At 61.4% G+C, this 19,686-nt stretch carries 20 protein-coding genes; 9 read left to right on the top strand and 11 right to left on the bottom strand.

Going from position 1 to position 19,686, the window contains the following annotated elements:
• Positions 1 to 3: 3 nt before the first annotated feature.
• Entirely contained in the window at positions 4 to 750 is a 747-nt protein-coding gene (locus VEC01_RS12165) for an FFLEELY motif protein (protein WP_324901122.1), read from the bottom strand.
• Positions 751 to 886: 136 nt separating this feature from the next.
• Here VEC01_RS12165 and VEC01_RS12160 point away from each other — a divergent pair, with 136 nt between their 5' ends.
• The 3 genes from VEC01_RS12160 to VEC01_RS12150 are packed head-to-tail and all read left to right on the top strand — an operon-like array spanning position 887 to position 4,041.
• A complete protein-coding gene (locus tag VEC01_RS12160) occupies positions 887 to 1,399 on the top strand; it encodes a twin-arginine translocation signal domain-containing protein (protein ID WP_324901120.1) in 513 nt (170 codons plus the stop codon).
• 8 nt (positions 1,400 to 1,407) lie between these two features.
• Complete coding sequence (locus tag VEC01_RS12155; RefSeq protein WP_324901119.1) at positions 1,408 to 3,045, top strand: GMC family oxidoreductase; 1,638 nt, start codon at positions 1,408 to 1,410, stop codon at positions 3,043 to 3,045.
• 3 nt (positions 3,046 to 3,048) lie between these two features.
• Positions 3,049 to 4,041, top strand: a complete 993-nt coding sequence (locus VEC01_RS12150) for an esterase/lipase family protein (RefSeq protein WP_324901118.1) — start codon at positions 3,049 to 3,051, stop codon at positions 4,039 to 4,041.
• Here the strand turns inward: VEC01_RS12150 and VEC01_RS12145 are convergent.
• Both VEC01_RS12145 and VEC01_RS12140 read right to left on the bottom strand, forming a co-directional pair.
• On the bottom strand, positions 4,019 to 4,984 hold the full coding sequence (locus VEC01_RS12145; RefSeq protein ID WP_324901117.1) for a magnesium and cobalt transport protein CorA: 966 nt from the start codon (positions 4,982 to 4,984) through the stop codon (positions 4,019 to 4,021). The genes VEC01_RS12150 and VEC01_RS12145 overlap by 23 nt on opposite strands.
• Before the next feature lie 93 nt (positions 4,985 to 5,077).
• Entirely contained in the window at positions 5,078 to 5,737 is a 660-nt protein-coding gene (locus VEC01_RS12140; protein WP_324901115.1) for a VOC family protein, read from the bottom strand.
• A 165-nt stretch (positions 5,738 to 5,902) separates the two neighbouring features.
• Between VEC01_RS12140 and VEC01_RS12135 the strand changes: the two genes are divergently transcribed.
• On the top strand, positions 5,903 to 6,373 hold the full coding sequence (locus tag VEC01_RS12135; RefSeq protein ID WP_324901113.1) for a fasciclin domain-containing protein: 471 nt from the start codon (positions 5,903 to 5,905) through the stop codon (positions 6,371 to 6,373).
• A 61-nt stretch (positions 6,374 to 6,434) separates the two neighbouring features.
• On the opposite strand, the gene VEC01_RS12130 is transcribed toward VEC01_RS12135, so the two are convergent.
• Positions 6,435 to 8,423: an SDR family oxidoreductase gene (locus tag VEC01_RS12130; protein WP_324901112.1), complete on the bottom strand. Its 1,989-nt coding sequence runs from the start codon at positions 8,421 to 8,423 to the stop codon at positions 6,435 to 6,437.
• Between the two features lie 220 nt (positions 8,424 to 8,643).
• On the opposite strand from VEC01_RS12130, the gene VEC01_RS12125 reads away from it, so the two are divergent.
• From VEC01_RS12125 to VEC01_RS12105, 5 genes are all read left to right on the top strand, one after another.
• Positions 8,644 to 9,174 carry a phasin family protein gene (locus VEC01_RS12125; protein WP_324901111.1) on the top strand — a complete coding sequence of 177 codons (531 nt, stop codon included), beginning with the start codon at positions 8,644 to 8,646 and terminating at the stop codon, positions 9,172 to 9,174.
• 135 nt (positions 9,175 to 9,309) lie between these two features.
• Positions 9,310 to 10,563, top strand: coding sequence for a patatin-like phospholipase family protein (locus tag VEC01_RS12120; protein WP_324901110.1), 1,254 nt, complete (start codon positions 9,310 to 9,312; stop codon positions 10,561 to 10,563).
• 192 nt (positions 10,564 to 10,755) lie between these two features.
• Complete coding sequence (locus VEC01_RS12115) at positions 10,756 to 11,421, top strand: TetR/AcrR family transcriptional regulator (protein WP_324901109.1); 666 nt, start codon at positions 10,756 to 10,758, stop codon at positions 11,419 to 11,421.
• A gap of 12 nt (positions 11,422 to 11,433) precedes the next feature.
• Positions 11,434 to 12,207, top strand: a complete 774-nt coding sequence (locus VEC01_RS12110; RefSeq protein ID WP_324901108.1) for a hypothetical protein — start codon at positions 11,434 to 11,436, stop codon at positions 12,205 to 12,207.
• Positions 12,208 to 12,313: 106 nt separating this feature from the next.
• The gene (locus tag VEC01_RS12105; RefSeq protein ID WP_324901106.1) at positions 12,314 to 12,907 is read left to right on the top strand and encodes a TIGR00730 family Rossman fold protein; all 594 of its coding nucleotides are present in this window, start codon (positions 12,314 to 12,316) and stop codon (positions 12,905 to 12,907) included.
• A gap of 31 nt (positions 12,908 to 12,938) precedes the next feature.
• On the opposite strand, the gene VEC01_RS12100 is transcribed toward VEC01_RS12105, so the two are convergent.
• The 7 genes from VEC01_RS12100 to pilM are packed head-to-tail and all read right to left on the bottom strand — an operon-like array spanning position 12,939 to position 19,355.
• Positions 12,939 to 14,147 carry a tetratricopeptide repeat protein gene (locus tag VEC01_RS12100; protein WP_324901105.1) on the bottom strand — a complete coding sequence of 403 codons (1,209 nt, stop codon included), beginning with the start codon at positions 14,145 to 14,147 and terminating at the stop codon, positions 12,939 to 12,941.
• The gene (locus VEC01_RS12095) at positions 14,144 to 15,037 is read right to left on the bottom strand and encodes an ExeA family protein (protein ID WP_324901104.1); all 894 of its coding nucleotides are present in this window, start codon (positions 15,035 to 15,037) and stop codon (positions 14,144 to 14,146) included. The genes VEC01_RS12100 and VEC01_RS12095 overlap by 4 nt, the downstream gene beginning before the upstream one ends.
• Before the next feature lie 9 nt (positions 15,038 to 15,046).
• The gene (locus VEC01_RS12090) at positions 15,047 to 16,756 is read right to left on the bottom strand and encodes a secretin N-terminal domain-containing protein (protein WP_324901103.1); all 1,710 of its coding nucleotides are present in this window, start codon (positions 16,754 to 16,756) and stop codon (positions 15,047 to 15,049) included.
• 10 nt (positions 16,757 to 16,766) lie between these two features.
• Complete coding sequence (locus VEC01_RS12085; protein ID WP_324901102.1) at positions 16,767 to 17,168, bottom strand: MSHA biogenesis protein MshK; 402 nt, start codon at positions 17,166 to 17,168, stop codon at positions 16,767 to 16,769.
• A complete protein-coding gene (locus VEC01_RS12080) occupies positions 17,153 to 17,860 on the bottom strand; it encodes an MSHA biogenesis protein MshJ (protein WP_324901100.1) in 708 nt (235 codons plus the stop codon). The genes VEC01_RS12085 and VEC01_RS12080 overlap by 16 nt, the downstream gene beginning before the upstream one ends.
• Positions 17,857 to 18,528, bottom strand: coding sequence for a PilN domain-containing protein (locus tag VEC01_RS12075; protein WP_324901098.1), 672 nt, complete (start codon positions 18,526 to 18,528; stop codon positions 17,857 to 17,859). The genes VEC01_RS12080 and VEC01_RS12075 overlap by 4 nt, the downstream gene beginning before the upstream one ends.
• Entirely contained in the window at positions 18,525 to 19,355 is an 831-nt protein-coding gene (pilM, locus tag VEC01_RS12070) for an agglutinin biogenesis protein MshI (RefSeq protein WP_324901096.1), read from the bottom strand. Before pilM ends, VEC01_RS12075 begins: the two co-directional genes overlap by 4 nt.
• Positions 19,356 to 19,686: the final 331 nt, after the last annotated feature.

The following is a 19,686-nucleotide window of genomic DNA, read 5'->3' as shown; positions in this document are numbered from 1 at the left end:
CGCTCAGTGCGAATCTTCGCGCAAGAGGAAAGGATTTTCCGCGCCCGCATACAGGCGCCGCAGGATCTCCCGCTCCCTGCTTACCACGGTCGCGACGAAGTCCTCGGGCTGTTTCATCGACTTGAACGCCTTGAATCCGCGCTCAAGGAAATTCTGGAGGTCGCCGAGATTGGCGAGCCTGGCCGGGCCGCGCATCATCGACAGGGTAGCCCCGATCAGCGGCACGCGCACCAGTTCGCACAGCGACATGCCGAGCGACGCCACCTGGTCGATCTGCCGCTCACGCTCGGCGCGCGAACCCGCCTTGCGATAGGCGGCAATGTAATCCGCTTCCGTGAAATCTTCGCCCAGGCGCCTTGCCATCGCCGCATCCAGCCTTTCAGAGAGTGCGTCGAGGGAGACCGCCCCGGCAACCGTCGCCAGCGCGGGCGCCGGCAGCATCCTCTCCATTGCCGGGATCACACGCTCCAGATTCGCGTCCCGCTGCGACAGGTCGTCCGCGCCGTACAGGTCGGTAAGGAAGAACTGCGCCGCGGCACGAGTCCCCGGATCGCGCAACAGGTCGGCATGCGTTTCGGCCATGCGTTCCGACTGGAAAGTGCGTAGCGCAACGCGCGCCGCGTTCAGCGCGGCATCTTTCTTTGCCGCCTGCCGCTGCGTAATGACCGATCCGAGTTCGCGCCGGATCACGGCGACGATCTCCTGCTTGTCCATGCTGTGGCCCTGTCCGTTCAATCGCAATGCGTCCATACGAGAATTCTGCCCGAGCGCGGATAAAGCGGGGCGGTTAAAAACAATCTAGAACTAGAACTCTACTTTGCCACCTGCGCCGCCGCGGACCATCGAGTACACTGGACAAACACACAACTATACAAGACGTGGAGACATGGCAACTACCCTTTCCAGACGCGGCTTCCTGAAGGCCGGCCTGATCGGTGCCGTCGTGCTTGCCGCGGGCGGCGGCCTGTACAGGATGACTGCGCAAACGCCAGGCCGTTTCGTCCTCGACGATACCGCCCGGTCGATCCTGGCCGCGATCATCCCGGTCATGCTCAAGGACGGCATCACTCCGGACCCGGCCCATATCGGCGCGGCCATCATCCGCGTGCAGGATGCGATCGCCGGACTTACGCTGCAGGCGCAGAAGGAGGTCAGCGACCTGTTCGGCCTGCTCGCGCTGGCGCCGACGCGGCGCTTCCTTGCCGGCGTCCCCGACGACTGGCCGCAGGCGAAACAGGAAGATGTCGCCGCCTTCCTGCAGAGCTGGCGCGTGAGCCGGGTCGCCCTCTTCCAGGCTGCCTATCAGGGGCTGCATGACCTGATCGCCGGTCCCTGGTATGCCGATGAATCGGCCTGGGCATCCATCGGCTATCCCGGCCCGATCAAGGAATTGAGTTGAAAGTTGCCATGACAAACGCATCCACTAGCCCGATCCCCGATCCCATCCAGGCAGGCCTGGCCGCCGGCTGGAAAGTCGTCGACGCGTCGACGCTGCAGGAGAACCGCCATTTCGACGCGGACGTCGCGATCATCGGCACCGGCGCCGGCGGCGGGGTCACCGCCGAAATCCTCTCGCTGGCCGGCTTGCGTGTCGTCCTTATCGAGGAAGGACCGCTGAAGTCCTCGAAAGACTTCAAGATGCGCGAGGCGGACGCCTACCCGACGCTCTACCAGGAGTCCGCCGCGCGCAAGACGAAAGACAAGGCGATCAACATCCTGCAGGGCCGCGCGGTCGGCGGCTCGACCACGGTCAACTGGACCTCGAGCTTCCGCACGCCCGACAACACCCTGGCCTACTGGCAGAAGGCATATGGCCTGAAGGACTATGCGCCGGATGCGCTGGCGCCCTGGTTCGCGATGATGGAACGGCGGCTCAACGTCGGCGTGTGGACGACGCCGCCCAATGAGAACAATGACCTGCTCAAGCGCGGCGCGGCCAAGCTCGGCATCCCGGCGGCGGCGATCCTGCGCAACGTAAGGGACTGCTGGAACCTCGGCTATTGCGGCATGGGCTGCCCGACAAACGCGAAGCAGTCGATGCTGGTGACGACCATCCCGGCGGCGCTGTCGCGCGGCGCGACGCTGCTGACGCGCACCCGCGCCGACAAGCTGCTGTTCAAGGGCGACAAGGTCGAAGGCCTTTCCTGCGTCGCGCTCGATGCGACCGGACTGTCCCCGTCGGGAAAGACCATCGCGGTGCGGGCGAAACACTATGTGGTGGCGGCCGGGGCGATCAATTCCCCGGCATTGCTGATGCGCTCCAAGGCGCCGGACCCGCACGGATTGCTCGGCAAGCGCACCTTCCTGCATCCCACCGTGATCTCGGCATCGATCTTCGACCACAAGGTGGACGGGTTCGCCGGCGCCCCGCAGACGATCTATTCCGACCACTTCCTCGAGACCGATCCCATCGACGGCCCGATCGGCTACAAGCTCGAAGCGCCGCCGCTGCATCCGCTGCTGTTTGCGTCCACGATGAATGGCTTCGGCGCGCAGCATTCGGAGATGATGAAGAAATTCGCCAATTCGCATGTGCTGCTCTCGCTGCTGCGCGACGGCTTCCACGAGCAATCCGCCGGCGGCAGCGTCCAGTTGCGCGACGACGGGTCGCCGCTGCTCGATTACCCGATCTCGGACTTCGTGTGGGACGGCGTGCGGCGCGCGATGCTGAGCATGGCCGAGATCCAGTTCGCGGCGGGCGCGAAAACCGTGCACCCCGTGCATGAGTTGGCGGGCGGTTACAGCAGTTGGGCAGAAGCAAGGAAAGCCATCCAGGAGCTCCCCTACAAGCCCCTGCTGACGCGGGTCGTATCCGCGCATGTGATGGGCGGCTGCACCATGTCCGACGATACGCGGCTGGGCATGGTGGGATCGCACGGCCGCTATCACGGCATTGGGAACCTGTCGGTGCATGATGGTTCACTGTTCCCGACCTCCATCGGCGCCAATCCGCAGTTGTCGATCTATGGAATCACGGCTAAGCTGGCAAGTGGGCTGGCGGCGGATCTCACCGGCAAGCCCGCGCCGTCCCTGAATGTCCTTTGATGCATGGTCGCACGGATCACCAGACTGCTGCTGCTGTTTCAGCTGCTGATTGCCTTCGCGGCATCCGTAGCCGCTGCGCGTGTTTTCGATATCGACAACACGCTGCTTGCCGCCTTGACCGGCATCGGGTTCGTCGTCCTGTTCCGGCTGCTGATTACCTGCAACAATTTTTTTCTTGCCTGGCGCTATCGCAGCGCCATTCCTGCGCACCATCGCATCAGCGCGTGGCAGGCGGCCACGCTGTTCTTCGGCGAGTTCCGCGCGACGATGACGGCATCGTCATGGACCATGCCGTTCCGCCTCTTTTCGCGGCGCGGCGCGGCGCGGCCGGAGGGATTGCCGGTGCTGCTGATCCACGGCTACGGCTGCAACAGCGGCTACTGGCATCCCCTCAGCAAGGCGCTGCAGAAGGCAAACATCATCCATCATGCGGTCGACCTGGAGCCGGTGATCGGCGGCATCGACGACTATGTGCCGATGATCGATGCAGCCGTGGAAAGGCTGTGCCGCGAAACCGGCTACGACAAGATCGTCATTGTCGCGCACAGCATGGGCGGACTGGCGACCCGCGCTTACCTGCGCGCCCGCGGCCCGGCGCGGCTGGCGAAGGCGATCACGCTCGGCACGCCGCACCACGGCACCGCGCTCGCGCATTTCGGGGTCGGCCTGAATACGCACCAGATGCGCTGGACGGCGACGGAACAGGAAGGCATTGCAAGCGACTGGCTGCGCGAGCTGAAAGCGGGCGAGGATCCTGCGCTCTACCGCCTCTTCGTTTCCATTTACTCGCATCACGACAACATCATCTCGCCGCAGATTTCGTCGCATCTCGAAGGTGCCAGGAATATCGAGCTGAATGCCGTCGGCCATGTTGCGCTCGGATTCGACCCGACCGTGCAGGCGCTCGTGATTCGAGAGATCCGCGCGGCCTCCGCCGCCCGCATGGATACACCCACGCCGGCCACTGCCGGCGCTAAAGCCAGCCTGATTTCCTGAACCGCCGGTAGAGATAGGAGCACACCGCGGCGACCACCGCGATGGAAACAGGATAGCCGTACTTCCATTTCAGCTCGGGCATGAATTCAAAGTTCATGCCCCAGATGCCGAAGAAAGCGGTGGCCACCGCAAAGATCGCCGCCCAGGCGGCAAGACGCTTGTTGACCTCGCTTTCTTCGATCGTCACCATCGACAGGTTCACCTGGATTGCGGTGGCGATGGTGTCGCGGATGTTGTCGATCGAAGTATTGATGCGATACAGGTGGTCGGACACGTCGCGGAAATATTCCTCGGTGTTCTGGCAGATGCGCGGCACCCTGCCGCCATACAGTTTGGTTACCGCTTCCATCAGCGGCGCGACCGCATGCTTGAGCTGCGTGACCTTGCGCTTGAGCTGATACAGCCGCTCGATGTTGGCGCGCTCCGATCCCTTGGTGAAAATCTGTTCCTCGACGGTTTCCAGTTCCGTTTCGAGCTGTTCCAGCACCGGGAAGTAACGGTCGACCACCGCGTCCATCAATGCATAGAACACGAATGCCGAGCCATGCCGCAGCAAGTGCGGCTCACGCTCGCAGCGGGCGCGCACGCCGAGCAGGCTGCGCTCGCTGCGGTTTCGTACGGACAGCACATAGTCTTCCTCGACGAATATGTGCAGCTCGCCCCAAAGCAGCTCGCCGTCCGCCAGTTCGACGGTATGCACCACCGCAAACAGGGAATCGCCGTATTCCTCGATCTTCGGGCGCTGGTGGCCGTGCAGCGCGTCTTCGACGGCGAGCTCATGCAGCTGGAATACCGACTGCATCTGCTTGAGTTCTTCCGGCACCGCGTCCTTGAGCGCCACCCAGACAAAACATTCCGGCAGATGGAGGAAGTCGACGATGTTTTCAACCGGGACGTCCGCGAGCCGCTTTCCCTCCTGGTAGGCGACGCAATTGATCAGCATGTGGTTCTCCGAAACAAGGCGCAAGCGGCCGACCGCGGCGGCGGCCATACCAGCAAGAATACCGGGAATCGGCAGCGGATATGCTGCCGCTTTTCAACCTATTATCCGCGTTCCTTCCGGCGTCACGATGCGTGCGCGCAGGCAAGGGCCCGCATCGGCGCCGGCGCGGCGAAGGACGAGGCGGTCGCCGCCGTGCAGTCCGATCCGTTCCCACATCGCGCCGACCGATTCGGGCCGCGGATGCCAGACCTCGAGCTGCTCCAGCCTGCATCCCGAGTCCGGCATCGCCTGCGTCGGATGCACTCCCTGCGGCCATTGAATCACGGTGGGCAGCGCCCCGCCCTCCAGCAGCGCGCTCTCCTCCGGAATCGTGATCCGCCACCGCAGGCTGTCGCGCTGCATTTCACGCGCCGCCCCGAGCGAAGGCAGTGCCGTGCAGGCAGCGTCGATGTCGCTGGTCCTGGCCACGAAAGTCGCCAGATACGGAGAAACGGCGGCGCGGGAGCGCTCTTCGGGATGATCCATGCCGAACCATCGCGCCCCTTCCGGCGCGGCGCCGGACGGATTGATCGCGATCACCTCCAGGTAGATGGCGTCGCCGAGATTGAGCAGGAAATTATGCGTCCCCATGCGGGCGTGTTCGCCCCCTTTCGTCATCCGCACGCCAAGCGCTTTTTCGCAGAATGCCACGCCGCTCTCCAGCGTGGCGGCGACGAGCACGAGGTGATCGAGTTCGCTGTGGAAATTTGCCATGTGCCCCTGGTCCTTCCTGTATCGAATCTGTATGTTGGATGCATTTGCCAGATGGTACGGCCACCAGAAACGGTTTGAACTTTTCAGAAGCAAGGTCAACTTATTTAAAGCGCGGCGCCGCCCGCGCATTCCTTGCAGACACTATTGCCAGAAAAAGGAGCCTACATGAAACGATCCTGTGCCACCCTCGCATCGACCGTCGCACTATCGTTCCTGGTTTCCAATGCCTGGTCCGCCGACCTGGTCGAAACTGCCTCTACCTCTGGATCCTTCAAGACCTTCCTTGCCGCCGCCAAAGCGGCCGGCATTGCCGAGACGCTGAAAAATTCCGGTCCTTACACCGTGTTCGCGCCAAGCGATTATGCGTTCAACCAGTTACCTCCCGGCACGGTGGATAGCCTGATGAAGGACAAAGCCCGGCTCGCTGAAATACTGTCACATCATGTGATCCCCGGCAAGGTGATGGTCGCCGATGTGAAGCCGGGCAAAGTGAAAACCATACAGGGGGACGAGCTGGTCCTGAAATCCGACAACGGCAAGGTCACGGTCGACAATGCCAATGTGGTCCAGAGCGACATGATGGCGGACAACGGCGTGATTCACGAAATCGACACGGTGGTGCTGCCGCAAAGGTAAGCGCCAATGCAAACGCCCCGGCGGACCGGGGCGGTGTTCATGCACCCTGCAACAGCGCAGATCAGAAGTGGACGCCGCGCAGCAGCTGCTGCAGCGCGATCTGGTCGGCGGTCATCTGCGTGCCCTTCTTCTGGTCGCCGCCCTTGGCAGCGTCGGAATCCGGGAACATGCGGAAGCTGGTGTTCATGATCACCTGTGCGACGCGCGGCAGCAGCGCGTGCATGACCTCGCCGAGTATGCCCAGGCGGGTCGCGATCCGCACCGGCTTGTGCACGATCGCTTCCGCGATCAGTTCGGCGGCATCGTCCGGCGACAGCGTCGGCACGTTCTGGTAGATGCGGGTCGGCGCGATCATCGGGGTGCGCACCAGCGGCATGTTGATGGTAGTGAACTTGACGTTGACATCCGCGAATTCGGATGCGGCGCAACGGGTCCATGCATCGAGCGCCGCCTTGGATGCGACATAGGCCGAGAAACGCGGCGCATTGGTCAGCACGCCGATCGAGGAAATGTTGATCACATGGCCGCTCCGCTTCTCGACCATCTTCGGCAGCAGGCCCATGGTCAGCCGCAACGCGCCGAAATAGTTCAGCTGCATCGTGCGCTCGAAGTCGTGGAAGCGGTCATAGCTGGATTCAATGCCGCGCCGGATCGAGCGGCCGGCATTGTTGACGAGGATGTCGACGCCGCCGTGATTTTCGTTCAGCAGCTGTACGAAGCGGTCGCAATCCATCATGTCGGACACGTCCACCGAATAGGTAATGACGTCGAAGCCGCGGTCGTTGATTTCCTTCTTCGCTTCCGCCAGCTTCCCTTCGTCGCGGCCGCAGATGATGGTGACCGCGCCGGCTTCGGCCAGCTTGTGCGCGACGGCGAGCCCGATGCCCGAGGAGCCGCCGGTCACCAGCACCACCTTGCCCGCCACCTGGCCGCGCAGCGTACGGTCGATGAACAGGTCGGGATCGAGGTTGCGCTCCCAGTAATCCCAGATCCGGAACGCATAATCTTCCAAGCGCGGACAGGCGATGCCGCTGCCCTTGAGCGCCGCCGCCGTCTCGCGGTTGTCGAAGCGGGTCGGATAGTTGATGAACTGCATCAGGTCATCCGGCAGGCCGAGATCCTTCATGACCGCCGAGCGCACGCGGCGCACCGGCGTAAGCGCCATCATGCCCTTGGTGATCGACCTGGGAATGAAGCCCAGCAGCGCCGCATTGATGCGCAGGCTCATGGTCGGCGCGTGCGCCGCGCGGCAGAAGGTATTGAGCACGTCGCCCACGCGCATCGGCTCGGGGTCGGTCAGGTGGAAGCATTTGCCGTCCAGCTTGGGCTGATGCGCAATGTAGTCCATCGCATCGACCACGTAATCGACCGGGACGATGTTCACGCGTCCGCCTTCGATGCCGATGGTGGGCATCCACGGCGGCAGGATCTGGCGGATGCGCTGGATCAGCTTGAAGAAGTAATACGGGCCGTCGATCTTGTCCATTTCGCCGGTCTTCGAATCGCCGACCACCATGCCGGGACGGTAGACGCGGAATGCGCCCTTGCATTCCTTGCGCACCACCTTTTCCGACTCGTGCTTCGACGCGAAGTACGGATGATCGAGGTTCTCCGCCTCTTCGAACATGTCCTCGCGGAAGATGCCCTCGAACAGGCCTGCCGCCGCGATGGAGCTGACGTGATGGAAGCAGCGGGCGCCGACCGCATTGGCGAAGGCAACCGCGTTGCGCGTGCCTTCGATGTTCACTTCCATCTGGGATTGCGGATCCGCCTTCAGGTCATAGATCGCGGCGAGGTGGAAGAAGTGGTCGATGTTCTTGGAAAGCCCCTTGATTTCTTCCTTCGATACGCCCAGCCGGGAGGCAGCCAGGTCGCCGTAGACGGGAATGACGCGCGACTTGGGCGCGCCCCAGTACTCGATCAGGCCCGGGATCTTGTCCTTGCTCCCTTCGCGGATCAGAAAATAGACGATACTGCCTTTGCGCGCCAGAAGCTTCTTGACCAAGCGCTTCCCGATGAAACCCGTTGCCCCTGTGACGAAATATTGCATGCTGACTCCCCTTATTTTTGAAATTCGAGCTTGATGCGACAGCACAGATCATTGCAGGCCCGGTGCCGGTTTGCAAGCGCCAGGCCGGGCCGAAAGCCCGTTTAGAACGGCCGCTCTACGGCTTTAGAATGCCATCTCTACTTTTGGCGCATACACTCCCATCATCAATAAGCGCGTCGGCTGGTCCGGCGTCTCGAGTTAACCAACAATGGAGAAGAAGATGGTCAAAAAACTGAAAGCACTGGCCAAGTCCGACGACCTGCAACTGGCCGAAGCCGTGCGTACGTCGGCGCAGCAGATCTGGCAAGCGGGCCTGGGCGCTTTTGCGAAGGCACAGGAAGAAGGCGGCAAGGTATTCGCCAAGCTGGTCAAGGAAGGCACCGAGCTGCAGAAGCGCACCCAGTTCCTGGCCAACGGCAAGGTCAACGACGTCACCGGCACGGTCGTCAAGATGGCCGACAGCGTGAGCAAGCAGGCCGCCGGTTCCTGGGACAAACTGGAGCAGGTGTTCGAAGACCGCGTATCCCGCTCCCTCAAGAGCCTGGGCGTGCCGACCCAGGAGGATATCCAGACCCTCACCAAGCGCGTCGAAGAGCTGAGCAAGTCGGTCGAAGCGCTGACCGGCAAGAAAACCGCGTCGCGCACCGCATCGCGTCCGGCCGCAAAAAAGGCCGCCGCAAAGCCGGCCGTGAAGCCGGCCGTGAAAAAGACCTCGGTCAAGACCACGGCACGTAAGGCCGCCGCGAAGTAATTCCGCGTCACGCCGCGCCGATCGCGCACTCCGAGGGGCTTGTGCGGCGCACAAGCCCTTTTTTGTTCGAGGCCCCGGGCAGCTGCCGCTGCCCGGCGTCCGGACGACCGCCTGACACGCCGCCCAGCGAGGCCCATGACTTCCAAGCGCACTTCCGACCCTGCTTCCAACCGACCTTCCGCCCGGCGTCCCGCCAGGAAGCCCTCCTCGCGTATCGGCCTCGCGCTCGCGGGCGGCGGCCCGCTCGGCGCCGTCTATGAAATCGGCGCGCTGGCCGCACTGGAAGAATCGATCGAGGGCCTGGACCTGAACGAGGCCGCGATCTACGTCGGCATCAGCGCCGGCGGCATCCTCGCCGCCGGACTGGCCAACGGCATCACGCCGCATGAAATGTGCCGGCTGTTCGTCGAAAGCGACGCCGGCGTGGCCGAGGAAAACCTGTTCAAGCCCGAAATGCTGCTGCGACCGGCCTGGGAAGAGTTCAGCGTCCGGGCGGCGGCCTTTCCCATCCTCCTGATCGGGGGCCTGTTCCATTACGTGACGCGGCGCGGCAAGACCAGCGTCGCCGGCTCGCTGGAGCGGCTCAAAGGCGTGCTGCCAACCGGTATTCTCTCCGGCGACGGCATCCATGAGTTCATGGAGCGGATCTTTGCCGCGGCGGGCCGGACCAACGATTTCCGCAAGCTGAAGCAGAAGCTGGTCATCGTCGCCACCGACCTCGACTCCGGGGAAGCGGTCCGCTTCGGCCTGCCGGGTTACGACGACGTACCCATCTCCCGGGCGGCCCAGGCAAGCGCGGCGGTGCCCGGCCTGTTCCCGCCGGTCGAGATCGGCGGCCGCTATTTCGTCGACGGCGCGCTGCGCAAGACCCTGCATGCATCGATCGCGCTGGATGAGGAAGTCGACCTGCTGCTCTGCCTGAACCCGATCGTGCCCTACAACGCGCGGTCCCTGCATGCGCCCGGCAAGCTCGCCCAGGGCGGCCTGCTCGCCGTCCTGTCGCAATCGCTGCGGGCGATCATCCATTCCCGGGTGGAGGTCGGCATGTCCAACTACCTGGTCAGCTACCCCTCCACCGACATCCTGCTGGTCGAACCGAGCACCGAAGACGCAGACATGTTCTTCACCAACCTGTTCAGCTACAACAACCGGCGCCGCATGTGCGAGAACGCCTACCAGAACACACGCATGATGTTGTGGCAGCGGCGCAAGGAAATCGGCCCGGTGCTCGAGCGCCACGGCTTGCGCCTGAAGCTTTCCGTGCTGCGCGACAGCAGCCTGACGCTGGTGAAGCATCCGGTACCCGGGAAGGAAGACCGGTTCGGCCTGCAGCGCCTGGAAGAGACGCTCGACAGCCTGGAACGGCACCTGAAGATCGCCGGGGGATAGTTGATGCACGGCATTACTGGATCGATTTATCGGTGTTATGCTAGACCCCGGCTCACAAATAGCCGAGTACGTGAACGAGGTCTGGCCGCCAGCGTGTATTGCTCCATGCCGACCCGATCCGGACGCCCTTCCCGCGCACGGCCATTTGTAGCCCCTATAAATATTCCAAAATACAAATGGGAGGCAGCCAGCATGCAACACAAAGCCCCTCGGCGTACCCGGGAGCGTATTCTTGAACTGTCGCTGCGACTGTTCAACGAATTCGGCGAACCGAACATCACCACCACGGTGATTGCCGAAGAAATGAATATTTCGCCCGGCAACCTGTACTACCACTTCCGCAACAAGGACGACATCGTCAACTCGCTGTTTGCCCAGTTCGAGGCGGAGATCGGCCGCATGCTCGCGGTGCCCGCCGACCGCCGGCCGAACATCGAGGACGTGTGGCTGTACCTGCACCTGATGTTCGAACTGGTCTGGCGCTACCGCTTCTTCTACCGTGACCTGTCCGACCTGCTGTCGCGCAACCGCAAGCTGGAGCTGCACTTCAAGCAGATCCTGGCGCACAAGATCAAGGTCGCGCAACAGCTCTGCCAGGGCCTGCGCAGCGACGGCGCGCTGGAAGCGAACGACCTCGACATCGACGCGCTGGCGACCAACATGGTGGTCGTCGCGACCTACTGGCTTTCCTATGAATATGTGCGCAACCCGCGCAAATATACGGAGCAGGAAGCGATGGCCGAAGCACTGGCGCGCGGCTGCTACCAGGTACTTTCGCTGATCGGCCCCTATCTGCGGGGCGAGACGCATCTGCTGTTCGAAAAACTAGCCGAGGAATACCTGAAAAAACTCAAATAAGGAAAATACAAAATGGCATGGAGCAAATTCCCCTATCCCGATGACGCTTACGTCTACACCGCCACCAGCCTGAAGAAGGCCTGGCCGCGCCTGCATGCGGGCGACGCCGAACCCTTCCCGAAAGATCCCGCCATCGTCGACGCCTGGATCGCATTCCATGCCGGCGAATTCGAAAAGGCGGCCAAGCTGGGCCTGGCGGCGGGGGTGGACGGCTATACGGTGGCGAACAAGGCCACCGCGATGTACGCGACCTACCTCGAGAAATCCGAAAAGAAAAAGCTGGCGCTGTTCCAGGAAGTCGCCGAGCGCTGCGAAGCACAGCAGCGCGAGCAGCCGAAGAACCCGAATGCCTATTACTGGCATGCGTACGCGCTGGGCCGTTATGCGCAGGGCATTTCCATCGTGAAGGCGCTGTCGCAGGGAATAGGCAACAAGGTCAAGCAAAGCCTGGACACCACGGTCAAGCTCGCGCCGAAGCATGCGGACGCGCATGTCGGCCTGGGAACCTATCATGCCGAAGTCATCGACAAGGTCGGCGCGATGATCGGCGGCCTGACCTATGGCGCGAAGAAGGATGAAGGGCTGAAGCTGTACAAGGCCGCGCTCAAGCTCAACCCTGATTCGGCGATTTCCCGCGTCGAGTATGCGAACGGCTTGATCATGCTTGAAGGCAAGAAGAAAATGGACGAAGCCGTCAAGCTCTACGAGGAAGCGGCCGCATGCGAACCGATGGACGCAACCGAGCGCCTGGACGTGGAGCTGGCGAAGGCGGAGCTGGAAGACTGAGCAAAAAACGGAGCGGGATCGGGTATGCTGTCGTCATCCGGTTCCAGCCGTGGAGCTTTTGTCATTACAAGCCGGGCATGATCCGGCTTTTTTGTTGGGCGTCGAAATGAAGTCTCTCTGTGTGTATTGCGGGTCATCCCCGGGCGCATCGCCGGTCTATGCCGATGCGGCGCGCGGGCTGGCCAAGGTGATGGTCGATAACAATATCGCGCTGGTGTACGGCGGCGGGAACGTCGGGCTGATGGGGGTGATCGCCGATGAGGTGCTGCGGCTCGGCGGCGAGGCGACCGGGGTGATCCCGAAAGCGCTGATGGAAAAGGAAGTCGGGCACCTCGGACTGACGCGCCAATACATCGTGAAGGACATGCATGAGCGCAAGGCGATGATGGCCGACCTGTCGGACGGGTTTATCGCGATGCCGGGCGGGATCGGCACGCTGGAAGAGCTGTTCGAGGTGTTTACCTGGTCGCAGCTGGGGTTTCATGACAAGCCGATCGCGCTTCTCAACGTGAACGGCTTTTACGACGGATTGATCGGGTTCCTGCAGCATGTCGTCGCGGAACGGTTCCTGAAGGCGGAGCAGGCATCAATCCTGATCCACGAGCGCGAGCCGCAGCAATTGATGGAACGACTCAAGACGTTCATACCGCAACATCATGACAAGTGGCTGGACCGGGCGACGGCCAAAAAGATAGTGTAGGCGGCGCGAACCCGACGAAGCGGAAAACCGGTCAGCGCTGAAGCTGGCTGAGCCGTGCGTCTACGAATGACAGCAGCTCGGGTGAGAGGGTATTGGTGGCCTTGGCGCGCTTGAACGCTTCCTGTGCCTCTGCCAGGCGCCGGTCTGCCTGGAGCGAAATTCCCAGGCCCATCCACCAGGCGCCCTGCTGCGGTGTTTTTTGCAGCGCCTGCAGGTAATGATCCACCGCCCGCTTGTGCTGCCCGTCCCGCTGCAGCACCGCCGCCAGGAACGCCAGATAGTCGGCCCGGTCGGAAGCGTACGGCAGGCTGCGGTCCAGCGTCTGGATTGCCGAGTGCAGTTCGCCTTTTTCGAGCTCCAGGCGGGCAAGAATCATCGCCAGGCCGTGCTGGCCGGGATCGAGCTGCACGCCGTCGCGCGCGATGCGCAGCGCGTCCTCGCGCCGGTTCTGTTCAAGCATGATGCCGATCAGGACTTGCCGCGCAGCCGCATGCTGCGGATCGAGCTGGATTGTCAGTTCGAGCGCCGGAAGCGCGTCCGCCGCCTTGCCCTGCTGCACCGCGAGCACCGCCTTGCGGTATTCATTCTCGGCGCGCTGCTGCGGCGTCATTTCCCTGACCTGCTTGGTGATGGCAGGTTGTGCTTCGGAAGACCTTGATTCGGACGGCCTGCCTTCAGGTGCGGGCACGGACGCCTTCGGCATGCGTGCCGTTGATTTCGCCGGCGGTGCTGCTTGGGACACCTCCGGTGCCGGGGCCGGGGGCACCGCTTCCTTGGGTACAGCCGCCTTCGGGGTGCGCTTGCTCTGACCCGCATCCGCCGGCACTGCAGGTACCGGCGGCGGCACCAGTGCCTGCGGTGGCGCCGCAGGCGCGCTTACCGCCACGACCGGCGCAGCAGTTTCCGCAGGCCTGTCCACTGCGGCTGCGGCCGGCTCCGGCGGCACCGGCTGCGCGGGCGAAACCGGTGGCGCGCCCGGCTGCTCCATGCTCAAGTCCACGTCCATGCGCAGCGGCAGCTGGCCCGTTTTCTGTGCCGGCGCCGGTGCATGCGCAGGCCGGAACTGCTCCCATGCCAGTGCGCCACCCGCCATCAGCGCGACTGCGGCGACGCCCCACCAGACAGTGCGTTTCGGCCTCGGGGCCGGCACCGCCCTCACGGGCTGGGCGAACGACCCTGTGCCCGGCGCATCCGCGCGTCGGGCGTCAAGTTCGCGCAAGACCTTGTTGATCAGACTCATCGCAGGAATGCCCAGGCCATGCCGGAACCGGCGACCAGAAGTGCGGCGCCGCCGGCCCAAGCCCATGCCCAGCGCCGCTTCTGCGCGGCGCCGGTGTCTTGGGCGGCGGCTCGAATGTGGCGCGCGGTGATTTGCGACTTGCCTTCGGCGTAGGCAAGCATCAGCGCCTTGTGCGCGAGGATGTTGATCAATCGCGGCACGCCCCTGCTTGCTGCGTACAATGCCTTTTCCGCGCCTCGGTTGAACATGCGGCTTCCGGTGTAACCGGCGACGGTCAATCGATGGTGCAGGTAATACTCCATATCATCCTTCGTCAGCTGGCCGAGATGATAGTGGAAAGTGATGCGCTGGTTGAGCTGGCGGACCGCTTCCTGCTGCAGCTTCCGGTCAAGCTCGGGTTGCCCGAACATGACGATTTGCAGAAGCTTGCGCTTTTCGGTCTCGAGGTTGGTCAGCAGGCGCAGCGCTTCCAGCGTCTCCAGCGGCATCGCCTGCGCTTCGTCGATGCACAACACCACCCGTTTTCCTTCGCGGGCAAGTACCAGCAGCCGGTGCGTGATCGATTTCAGCAGCGTGTGCTGATCCACGTCCTTGTTTTGCTGGACTTCCAGTTCGTCCGCAAGCGCGAGCATCAGTGTGCGCGGTTCCAGGAAGGGGTTCGGGATGTAGGCCGTGACGAAGCCCTTGTCCAGCGTGGCCATGAATTTGCGGCACAACAGCGTCTTTCCGACGCCGACCTCGCCGGTGATCTTGATGAATCCTTCGCCGTTTTTCGTCGCGATCAGCAGCGTGTTCAGCGCCTCCTGGTAGTTGGCGCAGGCAAAGAAAAACGTCGTGTCCGGGGTGATCCCGAAGGGCAGCTCACGCAGGCCGAAATGAGACTTGTACATACGCGAACCCTACTCCCACGTGCCCTTGGGCGCCAGTCCCTGAATCCGCTGCTGGCTTTCCATGATGTTCTGAGCCCAGTTGCTGCTTCCGTGGACGATAGTCGGCTTGAGCAGGATGACAAGTTCGCGCTTCTGCACGGTGCGGCTGGTATTACCGAAAATCGGCGTGTTGGACGCCCCCGGCAGGCCTGAGCGGTCTTCCACAGTTGCTTGCCGCATCAGACCGCCAATCGCGACAATCTGTCCGTCCTGGCCGCGCACCACGCTGTCCGTCTCCGAGGTGCTGCTGGCAGCCAGCGGAAGCGTCAGCGAACCGCCGACGCCAAGGTTGATGGACTTGTTGACGGTACTGACCTGGCTAACCGAGGGATGTATGTGCAGGATGATATTGCCCTGCTCATCGATTTGCGGCGTCACGTCGAGCACCACACCGGAGAAGAACGACTGCAGCGTCACGCTTGGCGTGGTCGTCGTAGTCGTACCCGCGGTCGTCGTCGTACTGACATTGGTGACGAAGAATTCATCGGTTCCCACCTTAAGGACCGCTTTTTGATTGTTCAAGGTCGCGATACGCGGACTGGACAGCACATGTACCGTGCCCTGCGTTTCGAGGAAGGAAATCAGCGCGGAAAAATTACTGGTCTGGAACGCGAGACCGAACAAGGACCCGGCAGCACTGTTGCTGAGGGTCGAACCGACGGCCGACGCGACTCCGTTCGCGGTCAATGCGTTCACCGCGGAGGATGAAGCCAGGCTGGTGCCGGGCGCAAGAAGCCCTGCCGACACACGGGTATTCCCGCCGAGCCTGAAGCCAGCCCAGTTAATCCCCGACTGATAGCTGTCGTTCAACTGCACTTCGAGGATCTTGGCTTCAAGAATCACCTGCCGATCGACCGAAAGTTGTGTTGCCTTCAGATAGGCACTCACATTGCGCAACTCGTCCGGCATCGCACGAATCACCACGACACCTGACTGCGGGCTGATGACGACACTGCGTCCTTCCTTGCCGGTTCCTACAATCGCTTCCAGCGAAGCTCTAAGCTCGGACCAGAAATCGGTTGCAGTAATGGTATTGACGCTGCTGCTCCCGGATTGCCGCGATCCGCTGTTCGATCCTGTGGACGAATTGTTATTCGCGTTCGAATTGTTGTTATTGGTATTGTTGTTATTTGCGTTGTTGTTCGAATTATTGTTATTCGAATTGATATCGTTGCCCGAGGTAACGGTTGTCGTTGAATTCCCGCGCCGGTTGCCCGTCAGGTAATTCACCTGGAACACTTTGGTCTGCAAGGTCAGCGGCCGGATCATGATGCTGTTGCCGTTGACCTGGTAGTCATAGCCGTACAGTTCGCGGATCGCGTCCAGCGCTTCGAACAGGGTCACGTCCTTCAGATTCGCCGATATGGTGCCGGACACCTCCGGATGCACCAGCATGTTGTAGCGCGTGCCGGAGACGATCGCGTTGAAAAACTGGCTCGCCGGCACGTTGTTGAATGTGAGGCTGAACCTTTCCTCGACCGGCTTACGGACCTGGGGCATGTCGATTGCAAGCGGTGGCAGCAAGGCAGACGCGACAGCCTCCGGCGGCGTGGCTTCCGCTTTCGGCTCGGCCGATCTTGTCAGTTCGGCATTAATAAGATCGTATGTACCGCGATTGGCTGACGGCGCGCTACACGCCGCCAATGCCGTTATCACGATCAATAAGATGATTTTTTTCACTGTTTGCCTTCTATTGCATGCGATTACCCGCTTTTCCATCGGGTTTGTCATTGCTTGCTTTTTTATGGATGTTTGGAAACAGGTTCAATGTCCGCAATTCTTTGCCGTCCCGCAACACTACCTCAGTTTCGCTGATTTTAATCACCCGGGCACTGCCGAATTGATCGTTCAATTTAACCGTTTGCCCACTGATTATTGCGACCACCCGTCCAGGTGCGATTACTACCGACTGCAGGACCGGCGCAGTCGCCGCCGCGTCAACAGCCGTGCCTCCCGGCGCCGGTGCCGCAGCGATGACCGGAGGGCGGGTCGGATCCTTCAGACCTTGCGCAAATGCCGCCAGCGACAGAATTCCAACCGATGCTGCCAACGTGATGCGAACTGTCTTCAGCGCAGTCACAGGTTTAACCATTGTTTATCCAGGCTCAGGGTGTACAAGGTCAATGTCAAAGTTGCTTTCGGGAATTCATCCACGCTCAACTCGACCCTTCCCCACAACAGTTGCCATGGCACCGCTTCGAGCGCGGCCATGTAGTTCAACATATCCAGGTATCCGCCCTGCATCTTTATTTCCATGCCATGCCGGTAAATTGCGTCGGCGAGCGTCTTTGAATTGCTGCCTGCTGCCGCAGCGGCCGATTTGTCGGAAGCGGCAATGCCTGGATGAGCAAGGGCTTCGGTAATGCTCGTTGCCGGCATCGATTTCAGCGATACGAGACGCAGATTGCTGTTGCGTTTTAATATACTTTCAAGCAACTCGGCCATTTTATCAGGAGGAACAAGGCTTTTTTGCATGTCTTGCAACGCCGAGTTCAATTGCTCAGCCTGCGCCTGCAATTGCCGCAGCCTTTCCCGATCGGCCATGTCCGGATCGACTTCGTGCGACTTTACCTTTTGCTGGATCTCGGCTTGAATCCCGGCGATCTGCGATTGTTCCTGCTTGATGCGCTGGGACAGCTGGTTCTGCTTTTTGAACTGCGGGTCAAGCAAGGCGCTGTTGACCAGCATGACGAGGACCAGCGCGGCCATGGCGAAAATAATGGCTCGCTCGCGCAGGCTCAGTGCATCGATGCGCAATACCAGTTTTTGCCAATGCTGCTTCATTTCTTGATCGCTCCAGCTTGCTGTGCATCCGCCTTGTCGATGCCCGCAGAACGCAGGTTAAATTCGATATAGCCGGAGCCCGCGGTGCCGCCCGGCTTTTCCTTGCCGGCAGACGCACTTTCCCCCGATTGCATCTCCAGTGCCGCAAACGACTTCCCCTGCATCACCGGCTCCCGCTTGAGGCGAGAGATATAGGCAGGCACCAGGTCCGGTTGCAACGCACGCCCTTTCAGGCCAAGTTCGGTTCCGGCGCCATGCACATAAAAGCCGGTGAGCCACACGCCTTCATCGATCTGCCGCGCGAGCGCGCGAAAATACTCGGCATAGCCGTCGGTATTGCCGAACTCGCCTTTTTTCAGCACCTCGAATACACGCTGCAGTACAAGGACTTTCGCCTCCGCTTCCTTGACCTCGCTTTCAAGGGCCTTGCTTTTCTGCTTCGGGGCATATTCCGCCGTTACCTTCGCCAGCTGCGCCTGCGCGGTTCGCAACTGCTTGTTCGTGTTCTCCGCCTCTGCTTGCAGCGTGAACAGTTGAACGCTGACATAGGAAGTCAGCGCGATTGCGCCAACCAGAATCAGGCCAAGCGCCTGCACCATGGTTACAGCGGAAAAGTACTTCTTCTGCTTCAGGAAGATCGGGTTGAAGAGATTGATCTGCTGGCTCACAGCATCTTCTCCTCATGCCGTAATGCGGCACCCAAGGTCAGGAAATAGCGCTGCTGCGCATCCGCCGACCTGAGTTCCGACACTTTCGACAGGTCGAGAACCGACTCCAGGTCCATTTTCTCGACTGGCACATACAGATTCGACGCCAGGTACTCCTGCAAACCGGCCGCACGCATGTGGAATGGGCCGAGTACGAGCTTGGCCAGCGGGATGAAATGGTATTGGCGGTCGAAATGGTCGAGGGAGCGCTGCAACTCAAGCGTGATGCGGTCATGGATCGCATGCCTCTGCTCGCCATCCTCCTGCGACAACTGCGCCAGCGTCACATCAAGACGCCGCGCGAGATACAGTTCGCCCGAGAATGTCACCGTCAGCAGGCCGCCATCATCGTCGAATGACAGCATTGCCACGCCGCGGCCTTCCGGCTCCAATAACGCCGACAGGTTACGTTGGGCCATTTCCGGAATATCGATCGCCTTCAACGGGATCTTGGCATCGACGAACATGCCCTGGCGCTGTTCGATCAGCTGGTTGCGCGCCGCAACGGCGTACATGGAATGGTTGCGGGCCGGCGCATTTTTCTCGACCGGCACGTCAACCACATCGATGGTCGCGTCGTCGACATGGAAGTCCAGCATGTCCTTCAGGCGCCAGCGGATGGCCGTTTTCAATTCATCCTGCGGAACCGCAGGCGCGTCCACCGACAGCAGCTGATACTCGCCGGCGCCAAGCAGGCTGGTGCAGCGGTAGCGCTGGGTATGCAATTCCTTGGCGAGTTTTTCGAGCGCAGGTTGCACTGCCTCCTTTTCAGCCGGATAGAATGCCATCAACTGCACTGCCGGCAGCGCGGACGGGGACCGCGTTATATGGATCGCGCTAATGCCGTCTCGCAGAAAATTGATTGCCATCCAACCGTCAATTTCTTTGTTTTTTATAAAGAAACGCATCTTGCGAACGGAAGTAAGTATTTGCCCGAAGTTAGGTCAATAACTTGTTGATGTCAATAAATTTTATGCTTGTAAAACAGTCCCTTACCTGCAGTGGTGGTATTCAGTATCTTTCCCGCAAATAGATGAAGCGGCTTCGATAGGCGCCGAGGGTCAAGCGGCCTGTACCGGGAAGAAAAGGCTGTCCCGCGACCAGATCGACATAGTTTCT

The organism is Noviherbaspirillum sp., from assembly GCF_035627455.1.
GTDB lineage: Bacteria > Pseudomonadota > Gammaproteobacteria > Burkholderiales > Burkholderiaceae_D > Noviherbaspirillum.
The sequence above is the reverse complement of the archived record's forward strand: the minus strand, read 5'-3'. Positions and strand labels throughout refer to the sequence as shown.

What these genes read in the sequence shown, in the direction of transcription:
- VEC01_RS12165 (WP_324901122.1), bottom strand. Translation starts at nt 750, where the DNA reads ATGGACGCATTGCGATTGAACGGACAGGGCCACAGCATGGACAAGCAG.
- VEC01_RS12160 (WP_324901120.1), top strand. Translation starts at nt 887, where the DNA reads ATGGCAACTACCCTTTCCAGACGCGGCTTCCTGAAGGCCGGCCTGATC.
- VEC01_RS12155 (WP_324901119.1), top strand. Translation starts at nt 1,408, where the DNA reads ATGACAAACGCATCCACTAGCCCGATCCCCGATCCCATCCAGGCAGGC.
- VEC01_RS12150 (WP_324901118.1), top strand. Translation starts at nt 3,049, where the DNA reads ATGGTCGCACGGATCACCAGACTGCTGCTGCTGTTTCAGCTGCTGATT.
- VEC01_RS12145 (WP_324901117.1), bottom strand. Translation starts at nt 4,984, where the DNA reads ATGCTGATCAATTGCGTCGCCTACCAGGAGGGAAAGCGGCTCGCGGAC.
- VEC01_RS12140 (WP_324901115.1), bottom strand. Translation starts at nt 5,737, where the DNA reads ATGGCAAATTTCCACAGCGAACTCGATCACCTCGTGCTCGTCGCCGCC.
- VEC01_RS12135 (WP_324901113.1), top strand. Translation starts at nt 5,903, where the DNA reads ATGAAACGATCCTGTGCCACCCTCGCATCGACCGTCGCACTATCGTTC.
- VEC01_RS12130 (WP_324901112.1), bottom strand. Translation starts at nt 8,423, where the DNA reads ATGCAATATTTCGTCACAGGGGCAACGGGTTTCATCGGGAAGCGCTTG.
- VEC01_RS12125 (WP_324901111.1), top strand. Translation starts at nt 8,644, where the DNA reads ATGGTCAAAAAACTGAAAGCACTGGCCAAGTCCGACGACCTGCAACTG.
- VEC01_RS12120 (WP_324901110.1), top strand. Translation starts at nt 9,310, where the DNA reads ATGACTTCCAAGCGCACTTCCGACCCTGCTTCCAACCGACCTTCCGCC.
- VEC01_RS12115 (WP_324901109.1), top strand. Translation starts at nt 10,756, where the DNA reads ATGCAACACAAAGCCCCTCGGCGTACCCGGGAGCGTATTCTTGAACTG.
- VEC01_RS12110 (WP_324901108.1), top strand. Translation starts at nt 11,434, where the DNA reads ATGGCATGGAGCAAATTCCCCTATCCCGATGACGCTTACGTCTACACC.
- VEC01_RS12105 (WP_324901106.1), top strand. Translation starts at nt 12,314, where the DNA reads ATGAAGTCTCTCTGTGTGTATTGCGGGTCATCCCCGGGCGCATCGCCG.
- VEC01_RS12100 (WP_324901105.1), bottom strand. Translation starts at nt 14,147, where the DNA reads ATGAGTCTGATCAACAAGGTCTTGCGCGAACTTGACGCCCGACGCGCG.
- VEC01_RS12095 (WP_324901104.1), bottom strand. Translation starts at nt 15,037, where the DNA reads ATGTACAAGTCTCATTTCGGCCTGCGTGAGCTGCCCTTCGGGATCACC.
- VEC01_RS12085 (WP_324901102.1), bottom strand. Translation starts at nt 17,168, where the DNA reads ATGGTTAAACCTGTGACTGCGCTGAAGACAGTTCGCATCACGTTGGCA.
- VEC01_RS12080 (WP_324901100.1), bottom strand. Translation starts at nt 17,860, where the DNA reads ATGAAGCAGCATTGGCAAAAACTGGTATTGCGCATCGATGCACTGAGC.
- pilM (WP_324901096.1), bottom strand. Translation starts at nt 19,355, where the DNA reads ATGGCATTCTATCCGGCTGAAAAGGAGGCAGTGCAACCTGCGCTCGAA.